Here is a 12,741-nt window from a genome sequence, read left to right as displayed (position 1 = left end):
ACTCCCGCAGGAGGTGTCCGCAATGACCACGGCACTGACCATTCCGAAGTGCGCCCCCGTCGTCGAGACCACGGACGAGTACCCGGCGGTCCGGCTCTCGCATGTCTCCAAGGCCTTCGGCCGCCCCGGCGCGGCCTCCGTCGTGCTCGACGACATCAGCCTGGACGTGGCCCCGGGTGAGTTCGTCACCCTGCTCGGCGCTTCCGGCTGTGGCAAGTCCACCCTGTTGAACCTGGTGGCGGGGCTCGACGAACCCAGCGCCGGATCCATCGAGGTGGCCGGCACCCGGCCGTCGCTGATGTTCCAGGACCACGCACTGTTCCCGTGGCTGAGCGCGGGTCGCAACATCGAGCTGGCGCTGCGCCTGGCGGGCGTACCGCGCGAGGAGCGCAAGCCCGAGGCCGAGCGGCTGCTGGAACTGGTCCGCCTCGGCGGCGCGTACCGCAAGCGGGTGCACGAGCTGTCCGGCGGCATGCGCCAGCGCGTGGCCATGGCCCGCTCGCTCGCCCAGGGCAGCAACGTACTGCTGATGGACGAGCCGTTCGCCGCACTCGACGCCATCACCCGGGACGTCCTCCACGAGGAGATCACCCGGATCTGGAACCAGCGCAGGCTCACCGTCCTGTTCGTCACCCACAACGTCAGAGAGGCCGTGCGCCTCGCCCAGCGCGTCGTCCTGCTGTCGTCCCGTCCCGGCCGGATCGCCCGCGAGTGGCGCGTCGACCTGCCGCATTCACTGCGGGGCGAGTCCCGCGAGGTCGCGGCGCTGTCCACCGAAATCACCGAGCACCTGCGTGGGGAGATCCGCCGCCATGTCCAGCACTGACACCCTGCCCGCGGCGGGCGACCGCGCCGTCCGACGCGACGGCGCGGGGGCCGGCCTCGACACCCTGGGGGCCGGTCTCGACGCGCTGGAGGCCGCCCACACGCAGCGCGCCTCGTTCAGCCAGGTGCTGAAGAAGAAGGTGCTGCCGCCGATCCTGGGCATCGTGCTGGTCGTCGGTGCCTGGCAGCTCGCCTACAGCCTGCACCTGACCAGCCCCGAAAAGCTGCCGAGCCCGGCGAACGTGTGGCACTCGCTCACGGTCCTCTGGGACGAGGGCACCCTGTTCTCCATCGTCTGGACCAGCCTGTGGCGCGGCGTCTCGGGCTTCCTGGCGGCCGTCGCGATCGGTACGCCGATCGGCCTGTTCGTCGCCCAGGTCAAGCCGGTACGAGCCGCCATCGGACCGGTGCTGGCGGGCCTGCAGTCGCTGCCTTCGGTCGCCTGGGTGCCGGCCGCCGTCATCTGGCTCGGCATCAACAACTCGGCCATGTACGCCGTGATCCTGCTGGGCTCGGTGCCCTCGATCGCCAACGGCCTGATCGCCGGGATCGACCAGGTGCCTCCGCTGACCCTGAGGGCCGGGCGCACGCTCGGTGCGAGCGGTCTGCGCGGCGCCCGGCACGTGCTGCTGCCCGGCGCCCTGCCCGGGTACCTGGCCGGGCTGAAGCAGGGCTGGGCGTTCTCCTGGCGGGCGCTGATGGCCGCCGAGCTCATCGCCTCCTCCCCCGAGCTGGGGATCGGCCTCGGCCGCTACCTGCAGAACCAGCGGGAGTTCTCCGACATGCCGGGTGTGATGCTCGGCATCCTCCTGATCTTCGTCGTCGGCGTCGCCATCGACCTGCTGTTCTTCAGCCCGCTGGAGCGCCGGGTGCTGCGCAGCCGCGGGCTGCTGGCCGCGCGCTGAGGCGCCCGTCCTCCAGCGGGACTCGACACGGTCCCGATGTCCGTTGAGCAACGTTGCACAAGATGACGTCGGGCGGTTCCTCTGCGAATGGAGATCGACATGGGCGCGAAGCCCAGGTCCGCTTTGCGATCCCTGTGGAAGAAATTCGGTGAAGGCCTGATGTGGACGGGGTTCGCGTGGAACGGCATGTACCCCCCGTACGCATGGAAGGAACTCACCGCCCTGCCCGATGACCAGCCGTGCCTGCCGGCGCTGTCGGAAGCGGAGCTCGCCCAGTGGGCGGCACTGGTCAAGCAACTGCAGTAGGCACGACCTGGATCGACCGGAACCGACCCCATAGAGAAGGAGGCCAGGGTGGGCAGCGCCAGCTCGGGCATCACGCGTCCCCAGGCACTGATGAAGGACGGCCAGCTGCGACGCGTCCTCGGGCTGTTCCGCCCGTACAGAAGGCGGCTGCTGTCCGTCGTGTTCCTGGTCGCGGCCTCCTCCCTGGTCTCCCTGATCAACCCGTTCCTGATCCGTGAGGTCATGGACACGGCGCTGCCTCAGGACAGGCTGGGGCTGCTGTCCCTGCTCGCCCTCGGCATGATCGTGGTGTCGGTCACCACCAGCTCGTTCAACGTCTGGCAGACGCACGTGTCGGCCACGGTGGGCCAGCTGGTCATGCACGACCTGCGCACGGCGGTGTACGCCCACCTCCAGCGGATGTCGCTGGCCTTCTTCGCCCGCACCCGTACCGGCGAGGTGCAGTCGCGCATCGCCAACGACATCGGCGGGATGCAGGTCACCGTGACGACCACCGCCACGGCTCTGCTGTCCGACATCACCATCGTCCTCGCCTCGACGACCGCCATGTTCCTGCTCGACTGGCGGCTGACGCTCGCGTCCATGCTCATGCTTCCGGCGTTCGCCCTGGTGAGCCGTCGCGTCGGGAACGAGCGGCGCCACATCACCCGTGACCGGCAGGGCCAGCTCGCCGGGCTCTCCTCGACCATGCAGGAGTCGCTGTCGATCAGCGGGATCCTGCTCAGCCACACCATGGGCCGCTCCCGCTCCCTGACCGACGACTTCGCGCGGCAGTCGCGCAAGCTCACCGATGTCGAGGTGCGCGTCACCACCGCGGGCCTGTGGTACCAGTCCACGATCTGGATCGTCATAGCCTCCATGCCGGCGGTGATCTACTGGGTCACGGGGCTGACCTCGAGCAACGGCCACATGTCCATCTCCATCGGCTCCCTGGTCGCCTTCACCTCGCTCCAGCAGAGCCTGTTCCGCCCGGCGCAGCGGCTGCTGACCGTCGGGATCGAGATCCAGGGCTCTCTCGAGCTGTTCAGCCGAATCTTCGAGTACCTCGACCTGCCCGTGGACATCGCCGAGCCGGAGCGGCCGGTCGAGCCGGCCGTCTTGCGGGGGGAGGTGCGCATGCGGGGGGTCGGCTTCTCCTACACGGGAACGAAGCAGCCGACGCTGGCCGGCGTCGACGTGACCATTCCCGCGGGCCGCAGCCTCGCGATCGTCGGAGAGACCGGCTCGGGGAAGACCACGCTCAGCTACCTCATCCCGCGGCTCTACGACGTCACGTCCGGTTCCGTCACGATCGACGGGGTCGACGTGCGCGACCTGTCCTTCGACACGCTCACGTCCGCGGTCGGCGTCGTCTCCCAGGAGACGTACCTGTTCCACGCCACGGTCGCGGACAACCTGCGGTTCGCCAAGCCCGACGCGACCGACGAGGAGCTGTTCGCGGCGGCGCGGATCGCCCACATCCACGACTATCTGATGCTGCTCCCCGACGGCTACGACACGGTGGTCGGCGAGCGCGGGTACCGGTTCTCCGGCGGCGAGAAGCAGCGGCTGGCGATCGCCCGGACCATCCTGCGCGACCCGCCGATCCTGGTGCTCGACGAGGCCACCAGTGCCCTCGACACCCAGACCGAGCAGGCCGTGCAGAAGGCCATCGACGCGGCGAGCGTGGGCCGTACCACCATCACGGTCGCCCACCGGCTGTCGACGGTCCGCAACTCCGACGAGATCATCGTGCTGGACCGCGGCCGGGTCTCCGAGCGCGGCACCCACGACGAGCTGATCCTGCGCGGTGGCCACTACGCGACGCTCATCAACCGGGACAGCGAGCCGATAGCGGTCTGAACCCCGCTCCCCGGACGGCCTTGCCGAAGCGGCAGGGCCGTCCGCCGGCGCCGGGCCCGTCCGGAAGACACGTCCGGAAGACACGTCCTAGAGCCGAGCACGAGTTCGGCGAAAGCGGCCGCCCCTAGCCTCGGGCGAATGGATCCCACAGCTTCCGAAACATTCGAGCCTTCCGGGCCGAACCGCCGTACGCTGCTGCGCTACGGCACCGTCGCCGGCCTGGGCGCCCTCGTGACCGCCACCCCCTTCTTCAAGTCGGACGGTGCGGCCGCCGCGACTGCCGGAGGGCCCGAGCCGTCGGCGCCCGAGCTGAAGCTGACCAAGTTCCGGGATCCGCTGCGGATCCCGCCGGTGATGCGCCCCCGCGACCGCGGCGACCATGACGAGCTGACCGTCCGCATGCGCACCGCCGAGGTCACCGTGCATTCGGAGATGCCGCCGGTGACGATGTGGACGTACGAGGGCGTCTACCCGGGCCCGACGATCAAGACGGTGAGCGGCCGTCCACTGCGGGTCGTCTGGGAGAACCAGCTCACCGGCAACATCCCCGTCAAGGCCGTCGACTTCGACTCGCCCACGGGCCGCGCGCCCGACCCGCTCACCAACTACCCGGGCACCACGGGGACCAAGGTGGTCGGTGGTGTGTCGGACCTGGAGCCGTGGGCCGCGGTGCACCTGCACGGCATGCTGACCGGCGGCGGCAACGACGGCTGGATGGAGAACCTCATAGGCCCGGGCGACGTGCAGTTGTCGGCCTATCCGAACGCCCAGGCCGCGACCACGCTCTGGTACCACGACCACACCCATCACGTGAGCCGCTTCAGCGTGTACGCCGGGCTCGCGGGCATGTTCCTCTCCCGCAACGAGGAGGAGGAGGCGCTCGACCTGCCCGAAGGCGCCCGTGACGTGCCGCTGTTCCTCAGCGACCGCAACTTCGACGTGGACGAGTCCGGTGCCCTCGCCGGGCGGCTGGTCCACAAGGTGGAGATGATCGGCCCGCAGCGCCTCATGCGGACCCACTCGGCCCCGTACACCCTGGTCAACGGGGTGGTCTGGCCGTATCTGGACGTCGCGCCGCGCTGGTACCGGTTCCGGATCGTCAACGGCGCGAACTCCCGGATCTACCGGCTGATGCTGCTGGCGGACGGTCAGCCCGTCCCGGGGGCGCTGCGGGTGATCGGTACCGACCAGGGCCTGGTCGACAAGCCGCTGACGGTCGAGGGGGCGCTCAACCTCTCCCCCGGCGAGCGCGTCGACGTCATGATCGACTTCAGCGCGTTCCGGGGGCGGGCCCTGAAGCTGGTCAACACGCTGGAGAGCATCGCGCCCGGTGCCTCCAACAAGCTCAACGACCTGCTGGAGCCCGACGTGATGCAGTTCCGCGTCGCGGACCAGCGGCCCTCCAGCCGACCCGCGCTGCCGGCGGCGCTCTCGCCCACGTTCAAGCGGCTCACCCACCACGACCTGCCCCACGACCTCGCCCCCCGGTGGGTGGTCGTGGTCGGTCCCGGCTCGACGAACATTCCCGAGCTGTGGGAGATGGAGGAGGTCGACCCGGCGGGGATCACCTTCCCGTCCGCCGGGATCGTCCAGGTCCAGGACGCCGAGGGCACCGTCAAGACGCTGCGCAGGACGGCGATGGCGTACGACGACGGCAAGACGTTCACCGCCGCGCTGGGCAGCGTGGAGATCTGGAAGTACCTCAACCTCGCCGCGTCCCCGCACCCCATGCACATCCACCTGTCGCACTTCCAGGTGCTGTCCCGCGAGAGCTACGACATCACCGGGTTCCACCGGGTCACCCGCGGCTCGTCCAAGCCCATCGCGTTCAAGGCCGCGGGGGCGCTGGAAGCCCACGAGCTCGGGGAGAAGGACGTGATCCGGGTGGGTACGGCCGGCCTGATCACGCCGAACGCCACGCTGGGCGAGCTGGTCACGGTGGCGGTCCGGTTCCCCGTCGTCGGCAGGGGCGTCCACCACTGCCACATGCTGGAGCACGAGCAGCACATGGTGCGGCCCCTGGTGGTGTCGCCGGCCGTCCATCTGCACGCGGGCGGCCACCACTGACGCACAGCGCCGTGGGCCCGCGCCGGTGATCGGCGCGGGCCCACGGGGCGTGCTGCGAGCTTCGCTCAGCCGGCGGAGACCGGGGCGGCGCCGGCCGCCTGGGCTATGCGCTGACGCATCTCCTCGGTGCTGTTGGCGCGCGGGAACTCCTCGTCGGGAACCTCGACGCCGAGGAACGCGCACAGCGGCTCCCACCCCTGCTTCACGTCGTACACGAGGACGTTGTCCGCACCGAGGGCACGTACGACGTCCTCGGTGTGCCGGTGGTAGACCTCGATGGCGTGGTCCTTGTCCGAGAACCGGCCGCCGAAGAGACCGTCCCAGACCAGGGCGTTGACGACGCGGAACAGCCGGGCCTGCCGGGAGCCCGGCTCGGGCGGGTGCTCCATGGTCCGCAGCGCGAACTGGTACAGCGTCTCGTACGTGCTCTTGTACCAGCTCTCGGCGTCGCGCACCGTGAGGACCACCTTGGTCCCGGGGAGCGCCTCGCTGATCTGCCGGTAGTAGACGGTGGAGGGGCCGTCCACCGCGGAGGCGAAGCCGTCGTACAGCGCGGCCCAGTCGGGGCGCTCGCCGTCGCAGATGATCCGCTCCCACTGCGCGAGGCGCTCGTCGTCGTCGACGATCTCGAACATGTGGAAGCAGGGCCCGAGGCCGAGCCGCTCCAGGGCCACCTGGAGTGATGTCGTACCGGTCCGGCCGAGGCCGGCGTTGATGAGCTTCAACACGGTGATGTGTCCTCTTCCTCAGCGCCAGACCGCGTCGTCCTGGTGGGTGGCGACGTTCACCCGGTTCCAGAAGTTGACCAGGCTGATGTGCATGACCAGGGCACCGAGCTGCACGTCGGTGTAGTGCTTGGAGGAGTTCGCCCAGACCTCGTCCGACGGCGCGTTCTGGGCGTCGGTCTGCAGGGTGACGGCCTCGGCCAGCTCCAGGGCGGCGCGCTCGGCGTCGGTGAAGGAGGGCTCGGTCCGCCACTCGTCCACCAGGGGCAGGCGCTTGTCCGCGGGCTCGGTCGGGAAGGTGTAGACGCGGCCGTTGAGCCCGGCGACGCGCAGCCGGATGAAGTCGAGGGTCGACTGCGGCACGCCGACCTTGCCGATGACCTCGGACAGGTCGAGCAGGGGCTGCAGGGCGCCGGGAACGACCAGGGAGGGGTTGCCCATCCGTTGAGCCATCGAGAGTTCTCCTGTGTGATAGCGGTGCGCTGGAAGGTGAGAGGACGTCGGACAGGGCCGTCGGACCGGGCCGTCGGACAGGGCGTCAGACCGGGATCGCCTCGATGATCGAGATCGGTGACGCGGTGGGGATCGCCCTGGTGATCTTGAAGCCCGCCTTGGCGAACAGCTCGTCGTACTGCGCGAGGGTGCGGTCCCGGGAGCCGATCATCAGCATCAGCCAGAGGTCGATGGTGTGGCCGATGTGGCGCTCGTTGTTCTCGGGGAGCAGGTACTCGATGCAGAGCAGCTTGCCTTCGGGGCCGATCGCCTCGCGTGCGTTGCGCAGGGCGGTCAGGGCGTCTTCGTCGGAGAAGTTGTGGATGATGCGCTTGTACAGGTACGCATCGGCGCCCTTGGGCAGCGTGCCGAGGTAGCTGCCGTGCTCGACGGTGTAGCGGTCCGCGACGCCGGCCTCCTCGAAGAGCGAGGCCGAGTCCACGGTCGCGATCTCGAAGTCGTACAGCACGCCCTTGGCGTTCGGCGCCTGCTGGAGGACCCCCGCCAGGAGGTAGCCGCGGCCGCCGATGACGTCCACGACGGTGTGGAACGGGGAGAAGTCGTAGGCGGCCAGGACCGGGTCGGTCTCCGACTCCGAGACCTTGCCGAACGCCTGGAAGAACGCGGCGGCGTAGGCGTGGTTCGCGTGGAAGAAGTCCAGCGTGCTCATGCCGCGCAGCTTGGGCAGGTTGGCCTCGCCGGTCTGCACGGTGGTGAGCAGGTGGCCCCACTCCTCGTGCAGCAGGGGGTGGCTCATCAGCTGGGCGAACTTGCGCATCGAGTCCTGCGCGTCCTCGCGGAGCTTGTCGGACAGCGCCGTGTTCTCGTACCGGCCGTCCGGACGGACCGCGAAGACTCCGTGACCGGACAGCGCGCGCAGGATCCGGTGGGTCGCCTGCGGGTCGGCTTCGACCCTCCGCGCGATGTCTTCGGCGGACAGCGGCGCGTCGGCGAGCACGTCCGCGATGCCGAGCCTGGCCGCGACGGAGATCGCCTGGGTGATGACGGCACCCTGAATCAATTCGAGCAGCGCGTAAGAATCCGACTGGTCGCGGACCTCGGCCGATGCGGACATCGCTTTCCCCTCAGAGTGTCTTTTCCCGGATTCCAGACGATAGGTCGACGCCTCTCTCCGCCGCAACCGACCGATTTTCTCAGATCATTGACAAGAAGGGTTCAACCACGGAATTCTCGCGTTTGAACGGAGCCCACCTCTACTAACACTCGAGCGGGAATCCGACCCCGCTTGTCAGGCTGTGCCGACCGCGACCTCGCAGTCGCCTTGAGGAGGCCGACGTTGGCGCACGACACCCCGACCCCGGTGGATTTCTGGTTCGACCCGACCTGCCCCTGGGCTTGGATGACATCCCGATGGGTCCTCGAGGTCGCGGAGCGGCGGCCCCTGGAGATCCGCTGGCACATCATGAGCCTGACGGTGCTCAACGAGGGACGCGCGGACCTGGACGAACGCTGGCACCGGAACCTGGCCCTGCGCATGGAGCCGGTACGGGTCTGCGCCGCCGCCGAGCAGACGTACGGACCGGGGGCGCTGGGCCGGCTCTACACCGAACTCGGCACCCGCTTCCACCTCGAGAAGGCGCCCAAGGACCGGGTCACCTACGCGGAGGCCCTGGCCGCCTCGGGCCTCGATCCCGCCCTGGCCGACGCGGCCGGGTCCGACGCGTTCGACACCGCGGTGCGTGCTTCGCACCACGAGGGCATCGCCCGCGTCGGCACCGATGTGGGCACCCCGATCGTCGCCGTGGGGGACGTGGCCTTCTTCGGCCCCGTGGTGACGCCCACACCGCGGGGGGAAGCCGCGGTGAAGCTCTGGGACGGCGTGCTCGCGGTGGCCGAGACCGACGGGTTCTTCGAGCTCAAGCGCACCCGGACCCGGGACCCGATCTTCGTCTGAGTCCCGGCGTCCACCACGACCGGCCCGGGCGTCAGCCCCGGGCCGCGACCGCCGGGGCGGTCCAGTTGTCCTTCAGCCACGCCTCGACGGAGACCAGGTTCGGCCTGTTCTTGCGCAGTTCGGTCAGGTCGGCCTGGAAACCGTCACGCTCGAACCAGTCGAACATGTTGGCGAGGTCCGGGCGGCCGGCGCGCAGCGGCTCGATGGGCAGCTGCTGGAAGCGGGTCGGGATGCCGGAGACGGCCTCGAACGCCGCGGCCATCTGCGGCCCGGTCAGCTCGTCGCTGGCGATGTCGACCGTCCGGCCGATCCACTCCCGCGGGTTCTCGAAGGCGTCCGCGGCGAACGCTCCGATGTCGCTCGTCGCGATGCTCTGCACCGAGGTCTCGGGGTCGAGCCACATGGCCAGGACGAGCTGACCCTGTATCGAGCGCGGTGCGATGTCGAGCAGGATGTCGTGGAACATCGCCGGGCGCAGCACCGTGGTCGGCAGGTCGAGCGTCGCCAGGTACTGCTCGCCCACCAGCTTGCTCTCGAAGTGCGGGACGCGGGTGTCGCGGTCCGCACCGCCGACCGAGCTGTAGACGAAGTGCTTCACGCCGGCCCGCACCGCGGCGTCGGCCACCGACTTGCCCTGGCGGATCTCGGCCTCGACGCCGCCGGGTCCCCGGAAGGTCTGCACGCTGAAGACCCCGTACGCACCCTCCGTCGCCACTGCCAGCGACGCCTCGTCGTCCATGTCACCGCGGACGAGGACCACGCCCGCCTCCTCCAGCGCCCGGGCCTCCGCCTTCTGCGGGTCGCGGACCAGGGCGCGTACGGAGAAACCGCGCCGCAGCAGGTCGCGGGCGACCGCCCCGCCCTGCCGGCCGGTGCCGCCCGTCACCAGGATCGTCTCTGCAACCGCCACTGTCTGCCTCCATGTCGTGTGCCCGCCGGGCCTTCGCCCGGCCCGGCTGTCGGGTGTGATGGCCGCGAACGGCCGCGGTCCCTCGCGGGACGGTGACGGTCCGCGCTACCAGGGAACGGGGCCGTCGTCCGCCAGGCACTGGCCCGACGGGCCGGACTCGTCCAGCGTGGCGAGCCGGACGGCGATCTCCGCGCCCTCGGCGGGGGACCGGAACCCGCGGTGGTGGTTGATGTCGGTCCGGACCACTCCGGGGAGCGCCGCGTTGACCTTGATCGGGGTCTCCCGCAGCTCCTTGGCGTACGCGAGCGTCACCGCGTTCAGGGCGGTCTTCGAGGACTGGTAGGCGATCATGCTGAGGCCCGCCAGAGGTCCGTCCGGGGCCGAGCCCAGGGTCAGCGAGCCGACGTGGCTGGACAGGTTGACGATGCGGCCGGCCGGGGAACGGCGCAGCAGCGGCAGCATCGTGCGGGTCACGGTGACCACCCCGAACACGTTGGTCTCGAAGACCTCCCGCAGGTCGGCGGCGGTGGCCTCACTGGGCGCCCCGGTGAAGCCGCCCGCGATGCCGGCGTTGTTCACCAGGATGTCCAGGCGTCCGAACCGCCGCTCGATCTCGCGGGCCGCCTCCTCCACGGAGGCCGGGTCCGTCACGTCGAGCCGGAGCGGCACGGCCGTGATGCCGGCCTCTGCCAGCTCGTCGGCGGCCTGCTTGCCGAGCACCTCGTCGCGGGCGCCGACGAGAACGGTGATCCGCTGCTCGCCGAGTTGCCGCGCGATGGCGAATCCGATGCCCTTGTTGGCGCCCGTGATGAGCGCGACCTTCTCGAACGGCACGTTTTTCCCTTTCGTGAGGTCCGGGTCCAGCTGCCCCCGGAACGCCACTTCGCCGGATACGCAGAAGCGGCGAGGGGAACGTCGTGCGCCCGGTTTTCAAGCAATGAATTAATACGTTCACGGTACGAAACGCAAACATCGGAGCACCTCCGATGATGCCGTCGAAACGCCCTGTTCAAATGCCGAAAGTCCGCGGTCGAACGGCCGATATGAACGCAATGACGGAATACGGGCCCGCCTTCTAGGCGCCCTCCACCCGGGTTCCGGGGCGCTCGGCCAGACTGCCCACGCCTGCATCGGCGCCGACCGTACGGGCCTTACAACACCGTAACCATGAAGGAGCTGGTGGAATGACTGGGAGCGAACAGGCTCAGGCGAGCGGTAAGCCCCACGTGGTCATCGTCGGTGGCGGGATCTCGGGGCTGGCGGCGGCGTTCCACCTGCGGAACGAGCCGGTGCGCGTGACGCTCCTTGAGGGCTCGTCCCGGCTCGGCGGAAAGCTGCTGGTCTCCGACGTGGCAGGGGTCGCGGTCGACGAGGGCGCCGAGTCGCTGTACGCCAACCGCAAGAAGACCACCGGCCTGATCAAGGAGGCGGGGCTCGGCGAGCAGATCGTGTCGGCGGGCCCGGTCACCGCGTCGGCGATCTGGACCCAGGGCGTGATCAGGCACCAGCCCGACCGTCAGTTCATGGGCGTGCCCTGCGACATGGACGACCTCGCCCGGTCCGGGGTGCTGTCCGCCGCGGGCCTGGAGCGGGCACAGCAGGACCTCGTGCTGCCCTCGTTCGACCTGGAGGGCGACATCTCGGTCGCTTCCTTCGTCGGCGGCCGGTTCGGCCAGGAGGTCGTGGAACGCCTCGTCGAGCCGTTCCTCGCCGGTGTGTTCGCCGGGCGTGCCTCGGACCTGTCGTTCGAAGCCACCCTGACCCCGCTGGCGAGGGCCTCCCGCGACCACATCTCGCTCGCGGACGCGGCCGGCTCGCTGGTGCCGCACCTGCAGGAGGGCGAGAAGCCCCCGCCGGTCAGCGTCGCCACCCTCGACGGGGGCTTCGGCACCCTGCCCGCGGCGATCATCCAGCAGGTCCTGGACGCCGCGCCGGACACGGCCCTGCGCACCGGAACCCCCGTACGCGACCTGAAGCGCAGCGGTGACGGCTGGCAGGTGACCGTCGGGTCGGCCACCGACCCTGAGGTCATCGACGCCGACGCGGTCATCATCGCCACCCCGGCCGGCCCGACGAGCAGCCTGCTCGCCGGGGTCCCGGGTACGGCATCCGCCGTCTCGGCGCTCACCGAGGTGCCGTACTCCAGCACGGTCATGGTGACGCTCGCCTACCCGAAGACGGCGTTCCCCGGCGGACTCTCGGGCCGCGGCTACGCCGGCTACCGGGTCCCGGCGGAGGAGGGGAAGGCCGTCAAGGAGGTCACCTTCACCACGGTGAAGTGGCCGCACCTGGCGGGCGAGGTGGAGATCGTGCGCTGCTCGCTCGGACGGTTCGGCGAGGAGCACCTGCTCCAGCGCGACGACGCGGACCTGATCGCGCTGGCGACGGCCGAGCTCGCCGAGGCCACCGGCGTGACCGGTGTCCCGGTGGCGACCCGCGTGAGCCGCTGGGAGAGCGCCCTGCCGCAGTACACCGTCGGCCACGTGGACCGGGTGCGGCTGATCCGCGAGGCCGTGGCGACCCAGCCCGGACTCGCGGTGTGCGGTGCGGCGTACGACGGCGTGGGCGTCGGTGTCTGCATGATGACCTCGCGCAGGGCCGTCGACCAGATCCTCCCCCTCCTGAAGAAGGCGGCCGCCGCCTCCTCGGTCGCGGTCGGAGTGTGAGCCCGGATCCACCGGGGTGATCCCGATGTGATCACCCCGGTGGATCCGCCAGGACGAGAAGGGGCCGTGCCCGATCGGGCACGGCCCC

The 12,741-nt window shown here is 70.1% G+C and carries 12 protein-coding genes; 7 read left to right on the top strand and 5 right to left on the bottom strand.

From position 1 onward, the window contains the following. The first annotated feature begins 22 nt into the window (after positions 1 to 22). The 5 genes from OG247_RS43185 to OG247_RS43165 all read left to right on the top strand — a co-directional run bounded on the left by OG247_RS43185 (position 23) and on the right by OG247_RS43165 (position 5,945). Entirely contained in the window at positions 23 to 826 is an 804-nt protein-coding gene (locus tag OG247_RS43185; protein WP_327257982.1) for an ABC transporter ATP-binding protein, read from the top strand. Continuing rightward, positions 813 to 1,730, top strand: a complete 918-nt coding sequence (locus OG247_RS43180; protein WP_327257981.1) for an ABC transporter permease — start codon at positions 813 to 815, stop codon at positions 1,728 to 1,730. Before OG247_RS43185 ends, OG247_RS43180 begins: the two co-directional genes overlap by 14 nt. Before the next feature lie 87 nt (positions 1,731 to 1,817). Further along, positions 1,818 to 2,036 carry a hypothetical protein gene (locus OG247_RS43175; RefSeq protein WP_327257980.1) on the top strand — a complete coding sequence of 73 codons (219 nt, stop codon included), beginning with the start codon at positions 1,818 to 1,820 and terminating at the stop codon, positions 2,034 to 2,036. 90 nt (positions 2,037 to 2,126) lie between these two features. Continuing rightward, a complete protein-coding gene (locus OG247_RS43170; protein ID WP_327258064.1) occupies positions 2,127 to 3,878 on the top strand; it encodes an ABC transporter ATP-binding protein in 1,752 nt (583 codons plus the stop codon). Between the two features lie 138 nt (positions 3,879 to 4,016). Next, on the top strand, positions 4,017 to 5,945 hold the full coding sequence (locus OG247_RS43165) for a multicopper oxidase family protein (protein ID WP_327257979.1): 1,929 nt from the start codon (positions 4,017 to 4,019) through the stop codon (positions 5,943 to 5,945). Positions 5,946 to 6,010: 65 nt separating this feature from the next. Here OG247_RS43165 and OG247_RS43160 read toward each other — a convergent pair whose 3' ends face one another. The 3 genes from OG247_RS43160 to OG247_RS43150 all read right to left on the bottom strand — a co-directional run bounded on the left by OG247_RS43160 (position 6,011) and on the right by OG247_RS43150 (position 8,237). Further along, the gene (locus tag OG247_RS43160) at positions 6,011 to 6,673 is read right to left on the bottom strand and encodes a sulfotransferase family protein (RefSeq protein ID WP_327257978.1); all 663 of its coding nucleotides are present in this window, start codon (positions 6,671 to 6,673) and stop codon (positions 6,011 to 6,013) included. Between the two features lie 18 nt (positions 6,674 to 6,691). Then, positions 6,692 to 7,123: a carboxymuconolactone decarboxylase family protein gene (locus OG247_RS43155; RefSeq protein WP_327257977.1), complete on the bottom strand. Its 432-nt coding sequence runs from the start codon at positions 7,121 to 7,123 to the stop codon at positions 6,692 to 6,694. 85 nt (positions 7,124 to 7,208) lie between these two features. Continuing rightward, positions 7,209 to 8,237: a methyltransferase gene (locus tag OG247_RS43150; protein WP_327257976.1), complete on the bottom strand. Its 1,029-nt coding sequence runs from the start codon at positions 8,235 to 8,237 to the stop codon at positions 7,209 to 7,211. Positions 8,238 to 8,459: 222 nt separating this feature from the next. On the opposite strand from OG247_RS43150, the gene OG247_RS43145 reads away from it, so the two are divergent. Further along, the gene (locus OG247_RS43145; RefSeq protein WP_327257975.1) at positions 8,460 to 9,077 is read left to right on the top strand and encodes a mycothiol-dependent nitroreductase Rv2466c family protein; all 618 of its coding nucleotides are present in this window, start codon (positions 8,460 to 8,462) and stop codon (positions 9,075 to 9,077) included. A gap of 31 nt (positions 9,078 to 9,108) precedes the next feature. Here the strand turns inward: OG247_RS43145 and OG247_RS43140 are convergent, their stop codons facing one another. Beyond that, complete coding sequence (locus OG247_RS43140; RefSeq protein WP_327257974.1) at positions 9,109 to 9,987, bottom strand: NmrA/HSCARG family protein; 879 nt, start codon at positions 9,985 to 9,987, stop codon at positions 9,109 to 9,111. 105 nt (positions 9,988 to 10,092) lie between these two features. Beyond that, positions 10,093 to 10,821 carry an SDR family oxidoreductase gene (locus tag OG247_RS43135; RefSeq protein ID WP_327257973.1) on the bottom strand — a complete coding sequence of 243 codons (729 nt, stop codon included), beginning with the start codon at positions 10,819 to 10,821 and terminating at the stop codon, positions 10,093 to 10,095. Positions 10,822 to 11,171: 350 nt separating this feature from the next. Between OG247_RS43135 and hemG the strand changes: the two genes are divergently transcribed. Further along, on the top strand, positions 11,172 to 12,653 hold the full coding sequence (gene hemG, locus OG247_RS43130; RefSeq protein ID WP_327257972.1) for a protoporphyrinogen oxidase: 1,482 nt from the start codon (positions 11,172 to 11,174) through the stop codon (positions 12,651 to 12,653). Positions 12,654 to 12,741 lie beyond the last annotated feature (88 nt).

Source organism: Streptomyces sp. NBC_01244 (assembly GCF_035987325.1).
Classification (GTDB): Bacteria; Actinomycetota; Actinomycetes; order Streptomycetales; family Streptomycetaceae; genus Streptomyces.
This window is presented reverse-complemented; position numbering and strand designations above follow the sequence as displayed.

Excerpts from the sequence above, each read along its gene's own strand:
- OG247_RS43175 (WP_327257980.1), top strand. The coding sequence starts at position 1,818 with ATGGAGATCGACATGGGCGCGAAGCCCAGGTCCGCTTTGCGATCCCTG.
- OG247_RS43150 (WP_327257976.1), bottom strand. The coding sequence starts at position 8,237 with ATGTCCGCATCGGCCGAGGTCCGCGACCAGTCGGATTCTTACGCGCTG.
- OG247_RS43165 (WP_327257979.1), top strand. The coding sequence starts at position 4,017 with ATGGATCCCACAGCTTCCGAAACATTCGAGCCTTCCGGGCCGAACCGC.
- OG247_RS43180 (WP_327257981.1), top strand. The coding sequence starts at position 813 with ATGTCCAGCACTGACACCCTGCCCGCGGCGGGCGACCGCGCCGTCCGA.
- OG247_RS43170 (WP_327258064.1), top strand. The coding sequence starts at position 2,127 with ATGAAGGACGGCCAGCTGCGACGCGTCCTCGGGCTGTTCCGCCCGTAC.
- OG247_RS43185 (WP_327257982.1), top strand. The coding sequence starts at position 23 with ATGACCACGGCACTGACCATTCCGAAGTGCGCCCCCGTCGTCGAGACC.
- OG247_RS43155 (WP_327257977.1), bottom strand. The coding sequence starts at position 7,123 with ATGGCTCAACGGATGGGCAACCCCTCCCTGGTCGTTCCCGGCGCCCTG.
- hemG (WP_327257972.1), top strand. The coding sequence starts at position 11,172 with ATGACTGGGAGCGAACAGGCTCAGGCGAGCGGTAAGCCCCACGTGGTC.